This is a genomic window from Streptomyces sp. NPDC055400 (assembly GCF_053644375.1).
Window position 1 is genome coordinate 22,599 of record NZ_JBSHLM010000013.1, and the last position, 19,021, is coordinate 41,619.

14 protein-coding genes are annotated in these 19,021 nt (G+C 70.8%); 8 read left to right on the forward strand and 6 right to left on the reverse strand.

Annotated elements, in window-relative coordinates:
* Positions 1–16: 16 nt before the first annotated feature.
* From ACWIGU_RS30355 to ACWIGU_RS30370, 4 genes are all read right to left on the reverse strand, one after another.
* Complete coding sequence (locus tag ACWIGU_RS30355) at positions 17–3,844, reverse strand: multifunctional oxoglutarate decarboxylase/oxoglutarate dehydrogenase thiamine pyrophosphate-binding subunit/dihydrolipoyllysine-residue succinyltransferase subunit (RefSeq protein ID WP_454404894.1); 3,828 nt, start codon at positions 3,842–3,844, stop codon at positions 17–19.
* A gap of 261 nt (positions 3,845–4,105) precedes the next feature.
* Positions 4,106–5,296, reverse strand: coding sequence for a HAMP domain-containing sensor histidine kinase (locus ACWIGU_RS30360; protein WP_454404895.1), 1,191 nt, complete (start codon positions 5,294–5,296; stop codon positions 4,106–4,108).
* The gene (locus ACWIGU_RS30365; RefSeq protein WP_116510033.1) at positions 5,293–6,030 is read right to left on the reverse strand and encodes a response regulator transcription factor; all 738 of its coding nucleotides are present in this window, start codon (positions 6,028–6,030) and stop codon (positions 5,293–5,295) included. The genes ACWIGU_RS30360 and ACWIGU_RS30365 overlap by 4 nt, the downstream gene beginning before the upstream one ends.
* Before the next feature lie 93 nt (positions 6,031–6,123).
* The gene (locus ACWIGU_RS30370) at positions 6,124–6,825 is read right to left on the reverse strand and encodes a spermidine synthase (RefSeq protein ID WP_454404896.1); all 702 of its coding nucleotides are present in this window, start codon (positions 6,823–6,825) and stop codon (positions 6,124–6,126) included.
* A 181-nt stretch (positions 6,826–7,006) separates the two neighbouring features.
* Between ACWIGU_RS30370 and ACWIGU_RS30375 the strand changes: the two genes are divergently transcribed.
* Positions 7,007–7,795: a rhomboid-like protein gene (locus ACWIGU_RS30375; RefSeq protein WP_454404897.1), complete on the forward strand. Its 789-nt coding sequence runs from the start codon at positions 7,007–7,009 to the stop codon at positions 7,793–7,795.
* 179 nt (positions 7,796–7,974) lie between these two features.
* Positions 7,975–10,389, forward strand: coding sequence for an endopeptidase La (gene lon / locus ACWIGU_RS30380; RefSeq protein ID WP_454404898.1), 2,415 nt, complete (start codon positions 7,975–7,977; stop codon positions 10,387–10,389).
* 150 nt (positions 10,390–10,539) lie between these two features.
* Here lon and ACWIGU_RS30385 read toward each other — a convergent pair whose 3' ends face one another.
* A complete protein-coding gene (locus ACWIGU_RS30385) occupies positions 10,540–11,373 on the reverse strand; it encodes a lysozyme (protein WP_454404899.1) in 834 nt (277 codons plus the stop codon).
* A 218-nt stretch (positions 11,374–11,591) separates the two neighbouring features.
* Here ACWIGU_RS30385 and ACWIGU_RS30390 point away from each other — a divergent pair, with 218 nt between their 5' ends.
* Positions 11,592–12,095 carry a MarR family winged helix-turn-helix transcriptional regulator gene (locus tag ACWIGU_RS30390; protein ID WP_454404900.1) on the forward strand — a complete coding sequence of 168 codons (504 nt, stop codon included), beginning with the start codon at positions 11,592–11,594 and terminating at the stop codon, positions 12,093–12,095.
* Here the strand turns inward: ACWIGU_RS30390 and ACWIGU_RS30395 are convergent.
* On the reverse strand, positions 12,092–12,901 hold the full coding sequence (locus ACWIGU_RS30395; RefSeq protein WP_454404901.1) for a protein phosphatase 2C domain-containing protein: 810 nt from the start codon (positions 12,899–12,901) through the stop codon (positions 12,092–12,094). The genes ACWIGU_RS30390 and ACWIGU_RS30395 overlap by 4 nt on opposite strands.
* 345 nt (positions 12,902–13,246) lie before the next feature.
* On the opposite strand from ACWIGU_RS30395, the gene ACWIGU_RS30400 reads away from it, so the two are divergent.
* The 5 genes from ACWIGU_RS30400 to ACWIGU_RS30420 all read left to right on the forward strand — a co-directional run bounded on the left by ACWIGU_RS30400 (position 13,247) and on the right by ACWIGU_RS30420 (position 19,008).
* Positions 13,247–16,138 carry a sensor histidine kinase gene (locus tag ACWIGU_RS30400; RefSeq protein ID WP_454404902.1) on the forward strand — a complete coding sequence of 964 codons (2,892 nt, stop codon included), beginning with the start codon at positions 13,247–13,249 and terminating at the stop codon, positions 16,136–16,138.
* Entirely contained in the window at positions 16,135–16,638 is a 504-nt protein-coding gene (locus tag ACWIGU_RS30405; protein ID WP_454404903.1) for a roadblock/LC7 domain-containing protein, read from the forward strand. Before ACWIGU_RS30400 ends, ACWIGU_RS30405 begins: the two co-directional genes overlap by 4 nt.
* On the forward strand, positions 16,635–17,060 hold the full coding sequence (locus ACWIGU_RS30410) for a DUF742 domain-containing protein (protein WP_240654277.1): 426 nt from the start codon (positions 16,635–16,637) through the stop codon (positions 17,058–17,060). Before ACWIGU_RS30405 ends, ACWIGU_RS30410 begins: the two co-directional genes overlap by 4 nt.
* A gap of 64 nt (positions 17,061–17,124) precedes the next feature.
* Positions 17,125–17,724, forward strand: coding sequence for a GTP-binding protein (locus tag ACWIGU_RS30415; RefSeq protein ID WP_382476643.1), 600 nt, complete (start codon positions 17,125–17,127; stop codon positions 17,722–17,724).
* A gap of 33 nt (positions 17,725–17,757) precedes the next feature.
* Positions 17,758–19,008 carry a styrene monooxygenase/indole monooxygenase family protein gene (locus ACWIGU_RS30420; protein ID WP_454404904.1) on the forward strand — a complete coding sequence of 417 codons (1,251 nt, stop codon included), beginning with the start codon at positions 17,758–17,760 and terminating at the stop codon, positions 19,006–19,008.
* Positions 19,009–19,021 lie beyond the last annotated feature (13 nt).

Below are 19,021 nucleotides of genomic sequence, written 5' to 3' on the forward strand. Positions count from 1 at the left end.
TACGAGGTCAGGCTGCTCAGGCCTCGAAGACCTCGCGCACCAGCTGCTCCTGCTCCGCCTGGTGACGCTTCGCCGAGCCGACCGCCGGGGACGAGCTGTGCGGCCGCGAGATGCGGCGCAGGCGCTCACCGTGCGGGACGTCGGCGCCGACCGCCAGGTCCAGGTGGTCGATCAGGTTGAGGGCGATGAAGGGCCACGCGCCCTGGTTCGCCGGCTCCTCCTGCGCCCACAGGTACTTCTCCGCGTTCGGGTACTTGGAGATCTCCGCCTGGAGCTCGGCACCCGGCAGCGGGTACAGGCGCTCGATGCGGATGATCGCCGTGTCCGTCACGCCGCGCTTCTGACGCTCGGCCTCGAGGTCGTAGTAGACCTTGCCCGCGCAGAAGACGACCTTGCGGACCGCGGCCGGGTCCACCGAGCTGTCGCCGATGACGGGACGGAAGCCGCCCTCCGTGAACTCCTCCGCCTTCGACGCGGCGGCCTTGAGGCGCAGCATCGACTTCGGGGTGAAGACCACCAGCGGCTTGTGGTGCGGGTTGTGCACCTGCCACCGCAGGAGGTGGAAGTAGTTCGACGGGAGCGTCGGCATGGCGACCGTCATGTTGTTCTGCGCGCACAGCTGGAGGAAGCGCTCCGGGCGGGCGGACGAGTGGTCCGGGCCCTGGCCCTCGTAGCCGTGCGGCAGGAGCAGCGTGACGCCGGAGGTCTGGCCCCACTTCTGCTCGGCGGCCGAGATGTACTCGTCCACCACCGTCTGCGCGCCGTTGACGAAGTCGCCGAACTGCGCCTCCCACATCACGAGCGACTCGGGACGGGCCAGCGAGTAGCCGTACTCGAAGCCCATGACCGCGTACTCGGAGAGCAGGGAGTCGTAGACGTTGTAACGCGCCTGGTCGTCCGAGAGGTACAGGAGCGGGGTGAAGTCCTCGCCCGTCTCACGGTCGATCAGGACCGCGTGGCGCTGGCCGAACGTGCCGCGGCGCGAGTCCTGGCCCGAGAGGCGCACCGGGGTGCCCTCGAGGAGCAGGGAGCCGATGGCGAGCGTCTCGCCCATGCCCCAGTCGATCGTGCCGTCCTCGATCATCGCCGCGCGGCGCTGCAGCTGCGGCAGCAGACGCGGGTGGACGGTGACGCGGTCGGGGATGTTGACCTGCGACTCGGCGATCCGCTTCACGGTCTCCTGGGAGATCGCGGTGCTGACGGCGACCGGGAACTCGGCCTGCGGGTCGAGGGCCGGAACCGGGGCGGGGAGCGCGGTGGCCTCGCGGACCTCGGCGAACACCTTCTCCAGCTGGCCCTGGAAGTCCTGCAGCGCCTGCTCGGCCTCTTCGAGCGTGATGTCGCCACGGCCGATGAGGGACTCGGTGTAGAGCTTGCGCACCGAGCGCTTCTTGTCGATCAGGTCGTACATCAGCGGCTGCGTGAACGCGGGGTTGTCCGACTCGTTGTGACCGCGGCGGCGGTAGCAGATCAGGTCGATGACGACGTCCTTGTTGAACGCCTGACGGAACTCGAACGCCAGACGGGCAACGCGGACGACGGCCTCGGGGTCGTCGCCGTTCACGTGGAAGATCGGCGCCTCGATCATGCGGGCCACGTCCGTGGCGTACATGGAGGAGCGCGACGACTCCGGGGCGGCGGTGAAGCCGACCTGGTTGTTGATGACGATGTGGACCGTGCCGCCCGTGCGGTAGCCGCGCAGCTGCGACATGTTGAGCGTCTCGGCGACCACACCCTGGCCCGCGAAGGCCGCGTCACCGTGCAGGGCGACCGGCAGGACCGTGAAGTCCGTGCCGCCCTTGTTGATGATGTCCTGCTTGGCGCGGACGATGCCCTCGATGACCGGGTCGACCGTCTCCAGGTGGGACGGGTTCGCGGCCAGCGAGACCTTGATCTGCTCGCCGTCCAGGCCCGTGAAGGTGCCCTGGGCGCCCAGGTGGTACTTCACGTCGCCGGAGCCGTGCATCGACTTCGGGTCGAGGTTGCCCTCGAACTCGCGGAAGATCTGCGCGTACGACTTGCCGACGATGTTCGCCAGGACGTTCAGGCGGCCGCGGTGGGCCATGCCGATGACGACCTCGTCCAGGCGCGACTCGGCGGCGGAGTCGATGACCGCGTCGAGCAGCGGGATGACGGACTCGCCGCCCTCCAGGGAGAAGCGCTTCTGGCCGACGTACTTCGTCTGCAGGAACGTCTCGAACGCCTCGGCCGCGTTCAGCCGGCGCAGGATGCGCAGCTGCTCCTCGCGCTCCGGCTTGGTGTGCGGGCGCTCGACGCGGTCCTGGAGCCACTTGCGCTGCTTCGGGTCCTGGATGTGCATGTACTCGATGCCGGTGGTGCGGCAGTACGAGTCGCGCAGGACGCCGAGGATGTCGCGCAGCTTCATCATCGACTTGCCGGCGAAGCCGCCGACCGCGAACTCGCGCTCCAGGTCCCACAGGGTGAGGCCGTGTTCGGCGATGTCCAGGTCGGGGTGCTTGCGCTGGCGGTACTCCAGCGGGTCGGTGTCGGCCATGACGTGGCCGCGGACCCGGAAGGAGTGGATCAGCTCGAAGACGCGGGCGGCCTTCGTGACGTCGTCGTCGTGCGAGGCGTCGATGTCCTTGAACCAGCGGACCGGCTCGTAGGGGATGCGCAGCGCCTTGAAGATCTCGTCGTAGAACTCGCCCTCACCGAGGAGGAAGTTCGCCACGACGCGCAGGAACTCGCCGGAGGCGGCGCCCTGGATGACCCGGTGGTCGTAGGTCGACGTGAGCGTCATGACCTTCGAGATGCCGAGCTTGTTCAGGGTGTCCTGGGACGTGCCCTGGAACTCCGCCGGGTAGTCCATCGAGCCGACGCCCATGATGACCGACTGTCCGGGCATCAGACGCGGCACGGAGTGGACGGTGCCGAGGCCGCCGGGGTTGGTCAGCGAGACCGTGACACCGGTGAAGTCGTCCATGCCGAGCTTGCCGTCGCGGGCGCGGCGGACGATGTCCTCGTAGGCCTGCCAGAACTCGAAGAAGTTCAGCGTCTCGGCCTTCTTGATGCCCGCGACGACCAGCTGGCGGTCGCCGTTGGGCTTCACGAGGTCGATGGCGAGGCCGAAGTTGATGTGCTCCGGCTTGACCAGCGTCGGCTTGCCGTCCTTCTCCGCGAAGGAGTAGTTCATCGACGGCATGGCCTTGATGGCCTGCACCATCGCGTAGCCGATGAGGTGGGTGAAGGAGATCTTCCCGCCCCGGGCGCGCTTCAGGTGGTTGTTGATGACGATGCGGTTGTCGAACAGCAGCTTCACCGGGACCGCGCGCACGGACGTCGCCGTGGGGACCTCGATGGAGGCGTTCATGTTCTTCGCGACGGCGGCGCTCGGGCCGCGCAGGGTCACGAACTCGGGGCCGGCAGGGGCCTCGGTCGCGGGCTGCGCCTTGGCGGGAGCCGGGGCCTTCACCGCTGCGGCGGCCGGCTTCGCGGGCGCCGCGGTGGCGGGCTTGGCCAGCGGGGCGGCCGGAGCCGCCTTGACCGGAGCTGCGGCCGGAGCCGGAGCTGCGGCCGGGGCCGGGGCCGCCGGTGCGGCGGGCGCCGCGGCAGTGCCCGCAGCCCCCGCGGCTGCGGTACCGGCGGTGCCGACGGGGCCGGAACCCTGTGCGGGGGCTCCGGTCGTCGGCTGGGCCGGGGCACCCGGCTTGTAGTCGGCGAAGAAGTCCCACCAGGCTCGGTCAACCGAATTCGGGTCCTGGAGGTACTGCTGATAGATCTCGTCGACGAGCCACTCATTGGGACCGAAAGCGGCGGCAGGACTCTTGCCCTGCCCCTCTTGGTCGGTCGAGGTGCTCGAGTTACTGGGGGACTGTGGCGACACGGCGGTAACCGCCCTCTTCCGCTTCTCACAAGGTGATGGACAGCGGGAATAAAGGCTACGCCTCCAACACCGGGACTTGCAGACCGGGCCGGTCATCCGTCGCGTAAGTCACACCGGAAGCCGTGTTTCGGCGCTGGAAATGGCGGGAAACAAGCGAGGTTCCGGTTCACCTTGGGTACGTCGTTGTACGAGTGCGGCCCATCGGCCCGCACCCCGTGACGAATGGCACGGCGATCTTGTGCTTCCGGTTCGAACCCTACGTCAACTTTGAGCGCGCGGCAGGCCCGGAAGAGTGACCTGGATCCGGCAGCCGCGAGCCGATTCGGCCACGCCGATCCGGCCGCCGTGCAGGTCCACGGCCCACCGGGCGATGGCGAGGCCGAGACCGGTGCCGCCGTCGCTGCCGGGGCCGTGCGCGGCGCCCTTCACATGGCCGCCTCGGTTGAAGCGCTCGAAGACGCGGTGCCACTCGGAGCGGGGGATGCCGGGGCCCTCGTCGAGGACCTCCAGATCGAGCGACTCCGGGTAGAGACCGCGCCGCGCGAGCACGGTCACGCGGCCGTGCGGCGGGCTGTGTTTCACGGCGTTGTCGATGAGGTTGGCCACGACCTGGTGGATCCGCTCGGGGTCCGCGTGCGCGGTCAGCTCGGGCGGGGACACGTCCAGGTGCAGATGTACGTCCGTACGCGTATGGGTGCCGGAGCCCGAGGCGATGCCGGCGCGCTGCGAGGCGACCATGTTGGCCTCCTTCAGGACGCCCGACAGATATGGCCACACCTCGAAGCGGCGCGCCTTGAGCGGGACCACGCCGTTGTCGAGCCGGGAGAGGTCGAGCAGCGTCTCGACCAGCCGGCCCAGGCGCTCCGTCTGCTTCAGCGCCGTGCGCATGGTCTCGGGGTCGGCGGCCGAGACCCCGTCCACGACGTTCTCGAGGACGGCGCGCAGGCCCGCGATCGGGGTGCGCAGCTCGTGCGAGACGTTCGCCACGAGCTCCTTGCGCTGCTGGTCCTGGGCCTCCAGGTCATCCGCCATGCGGTTGATCGTCGCGGCCAGGTCGCCGAGCTCGTCGCGCCGGTCCGCGCCACGGACCCGGCGGGTGTAGTCGCCGTGCGAGATGGAGCGGGCGACCGTGTTCATCTCGTCGAGCGGCGCGGTCAGCGAGTGCGCCACGAACTGGGTGATGAGGAGCGTCGCGATGACCGAGAAGACCGTGATGAAACGGAGCTCGGTCTGGGTGCGGACGGCGACCATCAGCAGTCCGGTCGTGATGAACACCGAGACGACGACCAGCGTGCCGAGCTTGGTCTTGATGGAGAACGGCCGCAGGCTGCCCTGCACCCAGTGGCCCGCCAGGGGCCGGGCGGCCGGGGGAGCGCCGGGCACAAGGCCCGGAGCCCCCGGCTCGTACCCGTCCGCGTCCCGTACGTCGGATGCGCCGCCGCTGCCGGTCATGGCGTCGGCGTCTCCAGCGCGTAGCCCACACCGTGCACGGTGCGGATCCGCTCGGCGCCGATCTTCCGGCGCAGCGCCTTGATATGGCTGTCGACGGTCCGGGTGCCCGACGCGTCCGCCCAGTCCCACACCTCGGCGAGCAGCTGCTCGCGCGAGAGGACGGCGCGGGGCGTGTTGGCCAGGCAGACCAGGAGGTCGAACTCCGTGGGCGTCAGGTGGACGTCCTCGGAGCGCACCCGCACACGGCGCTGTGCGTGGTCGATCTCCAGCTCGCCGAGCCGCAGGATGCCGCTCCTGGGCGTGGCCGCCGCGAGCGCCGCGCGCTCGACCCTCCGCAGCAGGACGTGCACGCGCGCCGCGAGCTCCCGCATCGAGAAGGGTTTCGTCATGTAGTCGTCGGCACCCACGCCGAGCCCGACGAGCATGTCCGTCTCGTCGTCGCGCGCCGTGAGCATCATCACCGGCACCGGCCGCTGCGCCTGCACACGGCGGCAGACCTCGAGCCCGTCGAAGCCGGGCAGCATGATGTCGAGGATCAGCAGGTCCGGCTGCCATGCCTCGGCTGTGTCGACCGCCGCCGGACCGTCCTGTGCTGTTTGCACGAGGAATCCCTCGGCGCGCAGCCGAGCGGCGATGGCGTCGACGATCGTGGGGTCGTCCTCGACGACCAGGACCCGTCGCTGGGCACCCGGCGTAGCCGTGCTGCCGTTGTGGGAGGTGTGTGTCTGCTCCATCGCCCCGCCCCTGAATGCGCACATCCGTGTGCGCTTGACGCTTGAATGATCTGGGTTTCGGCAGTCAGCGTACGGGGAGTTACCGCGAGTCGGCTACGCAGGCCTGACCCCGAGATGTACGACGTCGGGAACGCCACGGACAACCGGGATCTCTTCGGTGCGGACCGACCGGAATCCGGCATTCCACAAGGTTCCTTCAAAATTTGCGGAGGGCTGTGCGGACCACACGGCAAGCACGCCGCCAGGGGCGAGCCGCTCCCGGCAGGCCGCGAGACCTACCGGTGAGTAGAGGTTGTCATTACCCTCCGTCACCGTCCAGTCGGGTCCGTTGTCGATATCGAGGCACAGCGCGTCGTACGTCTCGGTCGATTCCCGGACGTACGAGACAAGGTCCGCCTCCACAATCTCCGTGCGCGGATCGGTGAGCGCGGATCGTGACAGCTCGGACAGCGGGCCTTCGCGATGCCAGTCGACGATCGCGGGCTCGCGTTCCACGACGGTGATGCGGCCCCAGCGGAAATTCGCAGCCGCGTGCGTGAGGGAGAATCCGACACCGAGTCCGCCGATGAGAATTCCTGGCGCCGGGCGGTCGTCGAGAGCGTCGAGCGCCGCGTCGACCAGGAGGCGCTCGGAGCGCCCGTCGGACGTGTCCATCAGGAAGCATCCGTTGGCGATGATCTGGAGCAGCGCGCCGTGGCGCCGCAGTACGACCTCTCCGAAGGGCCCTTCGCGCCGGTCGAGGACGACGGGCGCGGTGTGGTCGGTGTCGTACGGGGTGGGGTACGAGGTGGACATGGCGTCCATCCTGCCGTAACCGGCGCGACGCCCGGCTGCCCCTGGAAAGGGAGTTGACGGCTCTCCCGTGCGCGTCCTGCGGATCGTGCCGCACGTGGCGCCGGTCATAGACAGTGCGGGTGCGAGGGGCGAAGGGTTGGGGCGGGCCGGAAGGGAAAGGATGCCGCAGGTGGAGCGTGGCGTGACGGTCGAGGCCGACTCTTCGGAGACGCTGCCTGAGGCTTCGCTGCCCGTATCGCGGCCCCTGCTCGACGCCGTCCCGGCTCAGGCGCCGGCCGGTGGCGCGGCGCTCGGCGCGACCGGCGGGCGCGCGGCGTCCGAGAGGGCCGTCCCCCTGCGCCGGCTGCGCCCCTGGCGGCTGCTGCCCACGCCCACGGGGACCCCGTTCACGTTCGTCTACGCCGCCGTGCTCATCGGCACGTCCCTCTTCGCGCAGTTCGCCGACCCCGGCCTCGTCGCGTCCGCGCTGCGGGGTTCGAGCACCGACGTGGCGCACCTCGCGCACACGCCCGTATTCGTGCTGGTCGCGAGCGCGCTGTGGATCGCCGGCGGGATCACCTCCCCGTTCGCGGTCTGCTTCCTGGTCGTCCTCACGGCGCTGGAGCGCAGGATCGGCGGCTGGTGCACCGCCGGTGTCTTCGTCCTCGGCCACACCGTGGCGACACTCGCCACCGAGGTGCCGGTCGGGCTCTCCGTGATGGCCGGGCATCTGCCCGAGAGCTCGCTGCACCGCCTCGACTACGGCATCAGCTTCGGCGTGGCCGCGAGCATCGGCGCCCTCGCCGGTCTCCTCACGCCCTGGCTGTGCTGGATTGTGCTGGCCGTCTTCGGCGGAATGCTGGTCGAGGACCTCATCGCGTTCACGGACCCGATGGCGAACTGGGGCCACCTCATGGCCCTGGCCATCGGCGTCGGGACCTGGCTGCTGGTGCGCCGGTGGCGGCGCGCGCCGGGTTCCTCCGCGACCTGACGTAGTCCCCCGGCCGGCCTAGGGCCGGTCCCTGGCCGTCCCCGTCACAGACCCCCTCTGAGCTGCGGATCTCCCCTGCCCATCCGCTGATCGCCGAGAGCGAACAGCGCCGGGGGAACATTCAAGGGCTCACGTGCATTGAGCCTGCATAGCTCAACTTGACTGCTTAAGGGGAGATCATGGCTTCGACGTCCACACCGCTCACCCTGCCCGTGCTGCCGCTCGACGACGAGGTCGTGCTGCCCGGAATGGTGGTGCCCCTGGACCTCAACGACAACGACGTACGCGCCGCGGTGGAGGCCGCCCAGGCAGCGGCCCGTTCCAGCGGATCCGTGGGCGGCAGCAAGCCGAAGGTGCTTCTTGTTCCCCGGATCGACGGCACGTACGCGAACACCGGCGTGCTCGGCACCGTCGAGCAGGTGGGCCGGCTCGCCGACGGCGACCCCGGCGCCCTGATCCGCGGCCGCAGCCGTGTACGGATCGGCGCGGGCACGACCGGCCCCGGCGCCTCCCTGTGGGTGGAGGGAATCGCGGTCGAGGAGACCGTGCCGGAGCCGCTGCCCGGCTCGGTGACCGAGCTGGTCACCGAATACAAGGCACTCGCCACGAACTGGCTGAAGAAGCGCGGAGCCTGGCAGGTCGTGGACCGCGTCCAGCAGATCGACGACGTCTCCGCGCTCGCCGACAACTCCGGCTACTCGCCCTTCCTGAGCACCCCGCAGAAGGTGGAGCTCCTGGAGACGGCCGACCCGGTCGCCCGGCTCAAGCTGGCCACCGAGCAGCTGCGCGAGCACCTCGCCGAGCAGGACGTGGCCGAGTCCATCGCCAAGGACGTCCAGGAAGGCGTCGACAAGCAGCAGCGCGAGTTCCTGCTGAGGCGCCAGCTGGACGCCGTACGCAAGGAGCTGCGCGAGCTGAACGGTGAGTCGGAGGGCGAGGAGTCCGACGACTACCGCACGCGGGTCGAGGCCGCCGACCTTCCGGAGAAGGTCCGCGAGGCCGCGCTCAAGGAGGTCGAGAAGCTGGAGCGGTCCAGCGACCAGTCCCCCGAGGGCTCGTGGATCCGCACCTGGCTCGACACGGTCCTCGAACTGCCGTGGAACGAGCGCACCGAGGACGAGTACGACATCCAGGGCGCCCAGAGCGTCCTCGATGCCGAGCACTCGGGTCTGGAGGACGTGAAGGAGCGCATCACCGAGTACCTGGCCGTGCGCAAGCGGCGTTCCGAGCGCGGGCTCGGCGTCGTCGGCGGGCGCAGGGGCGGCGCGGTGCTCGCGCTCGTGGGCCCGCCCGGCGTCGGCAAGACCTCGCTCGGCGAGTCCGTGGCGCACGCCATGGGCCGCAAGTTCGTCCGCGTCGCCCTCGGTGGCGTACGGGACGAGGCGGAGATCCGCGGACACCGGCGTACGTACGTGGGCGCCCTGCCGGGCCGTGTCGTGCGGGCGATCAAGGAGGCCGGGTCGATGAACCCGGTCGTGCTGCTCGACGAGATCGACAAGGTGGGGTCCGACTTCCGGGGCGACCCGGCGGCCGCCCTCCTCGAAGTCCTCGACCCGGCGCAGAACCACACGTTCCGCGACCACTACCTGGAGGTCGAACTCGACCTCAGCGACGTCGTGTTCCTCGCGACGGCGAACGTCCTGGAGGCCATCCCGGAGGCCCTGCTCGACCGTATGGAGCTGGTCAGGCTCGACGGGTACACCGAGGACGAGAAGGTCGTCATCGCCCGCGATCACCTGCTCCCGCGCCAGCTGGAGCGGGCCGGTCTGGACAAGGACGAGGTCACCCTCGACGAGAGCGCGCTGCGCAAGCTCGCCGGGGAGTACACGCGGGAAGCAGGCGTACGCAACCTGGAGCGGTCCGTCGCCCGCCTGCTGCGCAAGGTCGCGGCCCAGCACGAACTGGGCGAGCGCGAGCTGCCGTTCACCGTCGAGGACACCGACCTGCGGAGCCTCATCGGGCGCCCGCACCACGTGCCCGAGGCGGCGCAGGACCCGGCCGAGCGCCGCACGGCGGTGCCGGGCGTGGCCACCGGACTCGCGGTCACCGGAGCGGGCGGCGACGTCCTCTACGTGGAGGCGTCCCTCGCCGACCCGGAGACGGGCGCGGCCGGCCTGACCCTGACCGGTCAGCTCGGTGACGTGATGAAGGAGTCCGCGCAGATCGCGCTCTCCTTCCTGCGCTCGCACGGCGCCGAACTGGAGCTGCCCGTCGCCGACCTGAAGGACCGGGGCGTGCACATCCACTTCCCGGCGGGCGCGGTGCCGAAGGACGGCCCGAGCGCGGGTGTCACCATGACGACCGCTCTCGCGTCGCTGCTCAGCGGGCGCCAGGTCCGTACGGACGTGGCGATGACCGGTGAGGTGTCGCTGACCGGCCGTGTGCTGCCGATCGGTGGCGTCAAGCAGAAGCTGCTCGCCGCGCACCGGGCCGGGATCACGACGGTCGTCATCCCGAAGCGGAACGAGGCGGACCTGGACGACGTCCCCGCCGAGGTCCTGGAGAAGCTGGACGTGCACCCGGTGACGGACGCGCGCCAGGTGCTCGAACTGGCGCTGGCGCCGGCCGCGGTGGAGGTTCCGGTGGCGGCGTGACGGACGCTGCCGGATGACGAAGGCCCGGGTCCCCGCACGGGGCCCGGGCCTTCCGCAGGGTCGACCGCCCGGCGGGCAGCTGCTGACCCGCCCCCGTACGAGCGGCCGGACCCCTGGGGGAGCCCGGCCGCTCTTCGTTCGCTCGCGGGCTCAGCCGTTGGCCAGTGCCTGCAGTCGGTCGTAGGCGCCGTTGAACTTGCTGTGGTCGCCGACCGTCGGGCCGGACGACGTGTACTGCCACATCGTGTAGAAGCCCCAGCCGGCCGGGAGCGCGCCCGGGTCGGTGTTGTAGCGGGCGATCCAGAGCGGGTTGGTCGCCCCGAAGGCGCTGGAGTTGCCGGTGCACTGGGTCCACCAGCTCGTCGCCGTGTAGATCACGGCGTCGCGGCCGGTGCGGGCCTTGTACTGGTTCACGAAGTCACGGATCCAGCTGACCATTCCGGCCGCGGTCTTGCCGTAACAGGCCGCGCCGTACGGGTTCCACTCGATGTCGAGCGCGCCCGGCAGGGTCCTGCCGTCCTGGGACCAGCCGCCTCCGTGGTCCACGAAGTAGTTGGCCTGGGTGGCGCCGGTCGTCGTGTCCGGGGTCGCGAAGTGGTACGCGCCGCGGATCATGCCGACGTTGTACGAGCCGTTGTACTGCTGGGCGAAGTAGGGGTTCGTGTAGTACGTGCCCTCCGTGGCCTTGACGTAGGCCCACTTCACGCCGCTGTTCCAGAGCGTTGACCAGGCCACGTTGCCGTTGTGGCTGCTGGTGTCCACGCCCTCGGTCTGGACCGCCTTGTTGTCGGTGGGCAGACCGCCCTGACCGTCGTGCTCGGCGACGCCCATGCCCATCGTGGCGGAGCCACGGGCGGGGACGTCGGCGGCCTGGGCCGCGGTGGGCAGGGTGAACAGCAGCGAGAGCGCTGCGAGGATGACTCCGGCCGCCGGGATGCGCCTCAGGCGCGGGCGGCGGACGGTTCCGGATCTGTGCACGGGCATTGCGTGCCTCCGAAGGCCTCGTTGAGCTTCTGCGAGCTCGGTGGGGGGATCTGTCGACATGTCGCTGGTGTGGACATGTCACCAATGAAGCTACGCACGTAGACCGCCGGGAGGGAAGGGGGCCCGGATGCTGCCGTTGGTCTACTCCTGCGAAATACTGGCGGAGCTGCGGCAATGGCCGCGAATGGCGGAAACTTTCAGGAACGGGAAACTCTGGCATGGGCGCTGACGTGCACGAGGACGGGAACGGCGCGCGGCCGGGCGCCGAATCCGACGCGACGGAGAGTGGTGTGGACCACGAATTCTTGTCCCTGGAGAGGGAGTTGACGGTCTTCCTCCGGCGGGCCCGCGCCTCCTCCGGCGAGATGGCGCGTGCCGTCCACCCGGACCTCGAACCCGCCGCCTACGGACTTCTCGCGCGCCTCGAGGAGTGCGGCCGGCAGCGGGCCACCGAACTCGCCGCGTACGTCGGCGTCGGCAAGGCCACCATGAGCCGGCAGCTGCGCGCCCTGGAGCACCTCGGACTCGTCGCGCGCGAGCCGGACCCCGCCGACGGCCGCGCCTGGCTCGTCCACCTCACCGAGGAGGGCCGCGCCAACTTCCGCCAGGTGCGCGACGCCCGCCGGGCCACGTACGTACGCCAGCTCGCGGGCTGGGACCGCACCGAGGTGGCGGAACTGGCCCGGCTGCTGCATCAGTTGAACGCCGGTGCCGAGAGCTAGGGCCTGCGTTCGGTCCCCTGCAGCTCCACGTACACCGCCGTCGCGTCGTCATGGGTCTTGCTGCGCCGCAGGAAGACCCGGTCCTGCTCGTCCGCGTCCTCCAGGGCCCGTACGCGCGCGAGCGCCGCGTGCGCGCCCTCCTTGCGGACGAGCGCGAACAGGTCCGCCCAGTCGCCTTCGCGGAACTTCTCGACCCAGCGCGTGACTCCGTCGGTCAGCGCCACGAGCGTGCGCACCCGCGCGCGGGGGAGTTCGCCGGTGACCGCGCGGGCGGCGGCCGAGGGATCGGCGGCGGCCGTGAAGAAGCCGCCCTCCTTGTTGCGCACCGTCGCGTCGGCCACCTCGTCCGAGACGAGGGAGGAGCGCGGCACACGGTCGAGCCGGTCGTCCACCAGCGCCGTCACCGAGCCGGACACGTCCTCGACCAGCAACACCGAGTCGGACAGCACCAGATGCTCGACCCGTTCGGCGTCCCACCGCGCCAGGACCACGGTTGCCTGAGGCGTACGCGGGTGAGAAAGGTCACATGTCCGCCGATGGGTGTCGGCGGTGCGCCGGATTGCCTCGGCGAGGACGGCGGTCAACGTCATATCCCGGCGTGAAACGGACAGTTCACCCAATGCGCCGCCGAGCCGGGACGTGAACCAGGGGACCGAATGCAGACAGCCGGTCTCGCCCCTGGGTGGTGTGACCCCGTCCAGGACCACCAGCGTTCCCCCCTGTCCGGAGGCGGGAACGGCCGCCGAGGCGAAGTCCTCGTTGGGCCGGTCGGGGTTTCCGGGCTCCGTCGCGAGTTCGATGCGCATCCGGCCAGTCTGCACGAGCCCTTCACAAGAGGCCCGTTGAGCCGTGAGTTGAGCCGCATCGGCAGGTCAGGCGCCTGGTTTCGACCGGAATGATCAACTCCGCCGGAGAGTGGCGGGGCATCTTGCCAAAGCCTGTGAGAGACGTCCAACCGGCGCCCCGTTCGGGCTCCGTGCCCATGCCACCGGGACTTGCTCGCCAACTCCCGCTCGATGTTCACTCCTTCGGGTGGCTGGCTAGGTGATGCGCGACCACTGCTCACCGGCACTGGAATGGTCAGGAGCCATTCCAGGGGGGCGCGCGCGTTGACAGATCGTCACCCGGGCCCATGGGTAGACGAGTCAGGAATGCGAGCACCGGTGCGGAAGATGCGGCCTCGACGCAAGGGCAAGCAAGCGGCCTCCGAAGCGGACGAGGGGCGCACGACGGCTCCCGCGGGACCCGCCGCGCAGGCCCCGGCGGGCACCCCCGCCGACCCCGGAGGGCGACGCCCCGCGCGGGTGCGCAACCGGCTCATCATCGCCGTGGCGGTAGTCGCCGCGGCCATCGCCGGTGCCGCCGCACCCGCCCTCATGACCGCGTCGGGGCAGGTCGGCGACTCCCAGGAGCTCGTCGACCTCGCGGCGCGGACCCAGCAGACCGTCACGCTCTCCCACTCCCTGGCCGACGAGCGCGACGAGGTCACCGCCTTCATCGCCGCCGGGCGCCCCAAGGGACAGGGGCTCTCCGAGAGCCGCAGCGCCCGCGTCGACCGGCAGCTCGAAGAGCTCCGCACCGACGCACCGGCCCCTCTGCAACGCGACCTCTCCGGCATCGCGGCCGTCCGCCGGGCCGCGCTCACCGGCAAGGGCAGCGCCCTCGAGGCGCACAAGGCGTACTCCGACGCGATCAACGAGCTGCACAGCACCGCCGAGCAGCTCGCCGAGAGCACCCCGCCCCGCGCGGGTTCCGGAGCACACGCCTTCGCCGACCTCGACCGGGCCGTCGAACAGGCTTCCGCCGCCCGCGGACTCCTGCTCGCCGCGCTCGCCGTGCCGCGCTCCAGCCAGACGTCCACGGTCATCGACCCGGTCACCGGACTCCCGAAGACGGTCGTCTCCCAGGACTCCGCCGACGGCAAGGAGCGCGACGCCCTGAGCGCCGCCGCCCAGCAGGCCCACGTACGCGAACAGGCCGCGCTCGCCGACTTCGAGGACGCCGCCCCGTCCGCGTCCGTCTCCTCCTACGGCGCCACGGTCACCGGGCCCGACGTCACCAAGGCCGACAAGTACCTGGCCGCCCTCACCGACGAGCCCACGCTGTCCGCCGGAGACCTCTCCGCAAGCCCCAAGAACATCGACGCCGCGCTGTCCGCCCGTATCGACCTGATGCGCGGCGCCGAGTCGTCCCTCTACGACCGGCGCACCAAGGACCTCGCCCTGCTGCGCGACGACGACGTCAACGCGCTCGAGGTCCGCATCGCGCTGGCCGGTCTGTGCCTGCTCGTCGCCGTCGGCGTCTCGATGGCCACGGCCCGCACACTGACCAGGCCGCTCGCGGTGCTCCGCCTCGGCTCGGCCCGCCTCGCGGGGGACCCGGCGAGCGAGGAGCCGGTCAAGTTCACCGGCCGCAACGACGAGTTCTCCCAGGTCGTACGGTCCGTCAACGCCCTGCACGCGCACGCACTCGGCCTCCACGAGCGCCTCACCACGCTGGAGGCCGACCGCAAGCACCTGATCGGCCAGCGCGCGACCATGGCCGACGAGCGCGAGAAGCTGCGCGCCGAACTCGCCTCGGCCGCGGCCCACCTGGACCGGGTCCGGCACAGCATCCACGGCACGTTCGTGAACCTCGCCCTGCGCACCCTCGGCCTCGTGGAGCGCCAGCTCGGCGTCATCGAGAACCTGGAGGAGCGCGAGCAGGACCCCGAGCGCCTCGCGACCCTCTTCAAGCTCGACCACTTCGCCACCGTCATGCGGCGGCACAGCGAGAACCTGCTCGTACTCGCCGGCGCCGAGCACGGCCACGGAAACCCGGGCGCCGTCCCGCTGGTCGACGTCGTGCGCGCCGCCGTCAGCGAGATCGAGCGCTACGAACGGGTCCGGATCTCCGCGCTCCCGCCGCACGCGCACCTCGCCGGCTTCGCCGCCGACGACGTCAGCCACCTCGTCGCCGAAGTCCTGGAGAACGCCACGTCGTTCTCGCCGCCCGACGCCTCCGTCGAGGTGTCCGGCTGGCTCCTGGAGAGCGGCGAGGTCATGCTCTCCGTCCAGGACGAGGGCATCGGCATGACCGACGAGCGGATGAAGGAGCTCAACGCCCGCCTCGCCGCGTTCGCGGACGACGAGATGTTCGACCCCGAGGACGGCGACGGACTCGGCCTCGGCCTGTACGTCGTGGCCCGGCTCGCCGCGCGCCACGGCGTGCGGGTGCAGCTGCGCGAGCAGAAGCAGGGCGGGATCGCCGTCGTCGTCGTACTGCCCAGGGCGCTCCTCGCGGCGGCCCCCGCGGCAGCCGTGCCGCCGCGGGTCCCGGTGGCGGGCGCCGCACCCGCCGTGCACCTGCCCGGATCCGAGGCCGAGGCCAACTCCAATGTCCTGAGCGGCCGTTCCAAGGACGGCCACGACCCGCTGATCGCCGCGGCGGAGCACGCCGTACGCGAAGCGGGGACGGACGCCGAAGCCCCTGCACCGGTGGCGGAACCCGACCCGGAGCTCACGAAGCCCGCGGTCCCGGCCGAGTCGCCCGCCGAGACGACCATGACGCTGATGGCGCCGATCCCCGCCGTCGACCCGGAACCGGTACCCGCCGTCGACCCGGCACCCGTACCGGCACCAGCCCCCGAGCCTGCGCCCGCGCCCCAGACCCTGCACCTCGACGACGAGCCCGCGCACGACCGGGTCGCCGACGAGACGGGCGCCGGGCAGACCAGCGGCACCCCGGGCCTGCCCACCCGGCCCAAGGCCGACACGCCTCCCGCCCCCGAGGCGGCGGGCGAGCCCGTGATCCCCGCGGCCCGCACCCCCCAGTGGGAGCGGGTCACGGACAAGGGCCTGCCCAAGAGGACCCCCAGGATCTCGGCCCCCGCGCCCGCCGCGGCGCCGCGTACCGGATCCGTCGACGCCGACGCCCTGCGCCGCAGGCTCGGCGGGTTCCACCAGGGGGCCAACAAGGGCCGGCGGGACGTCGAGGCCGAGATCGGCGGGACGGACCGGACCGCAGAACCCAAGGGGGACACAGTCGAGGAGGCAAGCAGTTGACTGCGCCCAGTCGCACGCCGAGTGCGTCCACCCCTGGATTCGGACTGAGCACCGAAGCCCGCAACCTGCACTGGCTGCTGACCAATCTGGTGGAGGAGGTGCCAGGGCTCCTCTCGGTCGCGGTCGTCTCCTCCGACGGGCTGCTCCTGCTCTCCTCCGACCCCGGCAGGAACGCTGAGCGCCCTGCCGACCACAGCGGCGGGCCCAAGGGGTCCAGCGCCGACCTGGCCACGATCGTGTCCGGCGTCGGCAGCCTCACCATCGGCGCCGCCAAGCTGATGGACGGCGGCAGCGTCAAGCAGACCATGGTCGCGATGGAGGAAGGCAGCCTCTTCGTCATGTCCATCAGCGACGGCTCACTGCTCGGCGTGCACGCCACCCCGGACTGCGACATGAGCGTCGTCGCCTACCACATGGCGCTCTTCGTCGGCCGTGCCGGGCACGTCCTCACGCCCGAACTCCGCAGTGAACTGCGCCAGTCGATGGAGAACGCCAAGTGAGCAGCAGCATCACGAACCTCAGTACCGGCGGCCCGAAACTTCCCACCCGGGGCGGCGACCGCAAGCCGGCCCGGGTGCGCCCCTACTCGCTCACCGGCGGCCGCACCCGCTTCGGCCATGTGCTGCTCGTCGAGACATTCGTCGCCGCGCTCGAAGCGCCCGAGGAACGCCTCGAGATAGGCCAGGGCACGCTCTCGACGCGGATCATGCCGGAGATGCGGGCGATCGTGGAGCTGTGCCGCCGCATGCGCACGGTCGCCGAGATCGCCGCGCTCCTGAAGATGCCCCTCGGCGTGGTCCGCGTACTGCTCAGCGACCTCGCCGACCAGGGAAAGATCCGCGTTTACGGAACCGGCCACGGCCCGGGCCAGCCGGACCGCGCACTGCTTGAAAGGGTGCTGAGTGGACTCCGTCGTCTCTGAAGGCGTCACTGAGGGCGTCACGCCCGCCTTCGTACCTGCCCAGCCGTCGTCCGGCCGTGAAGCCATCGCCTTCGAGCCCCAGGAAGAGCTCCAGGCCTGGCAGACGGACCGCACCCGCGCCCCGATCGCCACGAAGATAGTGGTGGCCGGCGGCTTCGGCGTCGGCAAGACCACCCTCGTCACCGCCGTCTCGGAGATCCAGCCCCTCCAGACCGAGGCGCTGATGACCCAGGCGAGCGAGGACACCGACGACCTCACCGCCACCCCGGACAAGACCACGACCACGGTCGCCATGGACTTCGGGCGGATCACGCTCGACGACGACCTGGTGCTCTACCTCTTCGGCACGCCGGGGCAGCAGCGCTTCTGGTTCATGTGGGACGACCTGGTGCGCGGCGCGATCGGCGCGGTCGTGCTCGCCGACACCCGGCGGCTGCCCGACTGCTTCCCGGCCCTCGACTACTTCGAGAGCTGCGGGCTCCCGTACGTCGTCGCCGTCAACCACTTCGACGGCTCCGACGAGTTCGCCGCCGCCGACGTGCGCGAGGCACTGACGGTGCCGCCGCACATCCCCGTCCTCATCATGGACGCGCGGCAGCGCATCTCGGTCGTCGAGACCCTCCTGGCCCTCGTCGGCCACGCGCTCGACGCCACCCCCGAATAGCCACCACCCCTCAGCAGTAGAAGAGGCACCCGCATGCGGAAGATACTCGTCGTCGGAGCCGGACAGTCCGGTCTCCAGCTCGCCCTCGGCCTCCAGTCGAACGGGTACGAGGTCACACTGATGTCCAACCGCACCGCGGACGAGATCCGGTCCGGCCGGGTCATGTCCACGCAGTGCATGTTCGACACGGCGCTCCAGCACGAGCGCGACCTCCAGGTGAACTTCTGGGAGTCCCAGGCCCCGAAGATCGAGGGCCTCGGCGTCTCCGTCGCCGCCCCCGGCTCCTTCGACCCGGGACCCTCGCAGCGCGCCATCGACTGGGTGGGCAAGCTCGACGGCTACGCGCAGTCCGTCGACCAGCGCGTGAAGATGGCCGGCTGGATGGAGACGTTCGCGCAGCGCGGCGGCCAGCTCGTCATCCACGGCGCCGCGGTCTCCGACCTCGACTACTTCGCCCGCACCTACGACCTGGTGCTCGTCTCCGCCGGCAAGGGCGAGCTGGTCTCGATGTTCGGCCGCGACGCCTCGCGCTCCCCGTACACCGAGCCGCAGCGCGCGCTCGCCGTCGCGTACGTGCACGGCATGGGTCCCCGCCCCGAGCACCCGGACTTCGACGCGGTGCGCTGCAACCTGGTGCCCGGCGTCGGCGAGCTGTTCGTCATGCCGACCCTCACCACCTCGGGCCGCGCCGACATCCTGTTCTGGGAGGGCATCCCCGGCGGTCCGCTGGACGCCTTCAAGGGCGTCAAGGACCCCTCGGAGCACCTGGCCCTCACCCTGGAGCTGATGGAGAAGTTCACGCCCTGGGAGTACGCGCGCGCCACGAAGGTCGAGCTGACCGACGCCAACGCGACCCTCGCCGGCCGTTACGCGCCGACCGTCCGCAACCCGATCGGGCGGCTGCCCGGCGGCGGCGCGGTCCTCGGTGTCGCCGATGTCGTCGTCGCCAACGACCCGATCACGGGCCAGGGCTCGAACTCGGCGTCCAAGTGCGCCGCCTCATACCTCGACTCGATCACCGAGCACGGCGACAAGCCGTTCGACGAGGAGTGGATGCAGTCCACCTTCGACCGCTACTGGGACACCGCGCAGCACGTCGTGAAGTGGACCAACGCGATGCTGGGCGTCCCGCCGGAGCACGTCCTCAACCTGATCGGCGCCGCCGGCCAGCTCCAGCCGGTCGCCGACCGCTTCGCGAACGGCTTCAACAACCCGGCCGACTTCGAGAACTTCTTCTATGAGCCCGAGAAGACGAACGCCTATCTGGCCTCCGTCTCCGGCTGATCCGCGGCGGGGC

Coding starts and splice junctions, on each gene's coding strand:
- ACWIGU_RS30360 (WP_454404895.1), bottom strand. CDS start 5,296: ATGACCGGCAGCGGCGGCGCATCCGACGTACGGGACGCGGACGGGTAC.
- ACWIGU_RS30365 (WP_116510033.1), bottom strand. CDS start 6,030: ATGGAGCAGACACACACCTCCCACAACGGCAGCACGGCTACGCCGGGT.
- ACWIGU_RS30370 (WP_454404896.1), bottom strand. CDS start 6,825: ATGTCCACCTCGTACCCCACCCCGTACGACACCGACCACACCGCGCCC.
- lon (WP_454404898.1), top strand. CDS start 7,975: ATGGCTTCGACGTCCACACCGCTCACCCTGCCCGTGCTGCCGCTCGAC.
- ACWIGU_RS30385 (WP_454404899.1), bottom strand. CDS start 11,373: ATGCCCGTGCACAGATCCGGAACCGTCCGCCGCCCGCGCCTGAGGCGC.
- ACWIGU_RS30390 (WP_454404900.1), top strand. CDS start 11,592: ATGGGCGCTGACGTGCACGAGGACGGGAACGGCGCGCGGCCGGGCGCC.
- ACWIGU_RS30395 (WP_454404901.1), bottom strand. CDS start 12,901: ATGCGCATCGAACTCGCGACGGAGCCCGGAAACCCCGACCGGCCCAAC.
- ACWIGU_RS30400 (WP_454404902.1), top strand. CDS start 13,247: ATGCGAGCACCGGTGCGGAAGATGCGGCCTCGACGCAAGGGCAAGCAA.
- ACWIGU_RS30420 (WP_454404904.1), top strand. CDS start 17,758: ATGCGGAAGATACTCGTCGTCGGAGCCGGACAGTCCGGTCTCCAGCTC.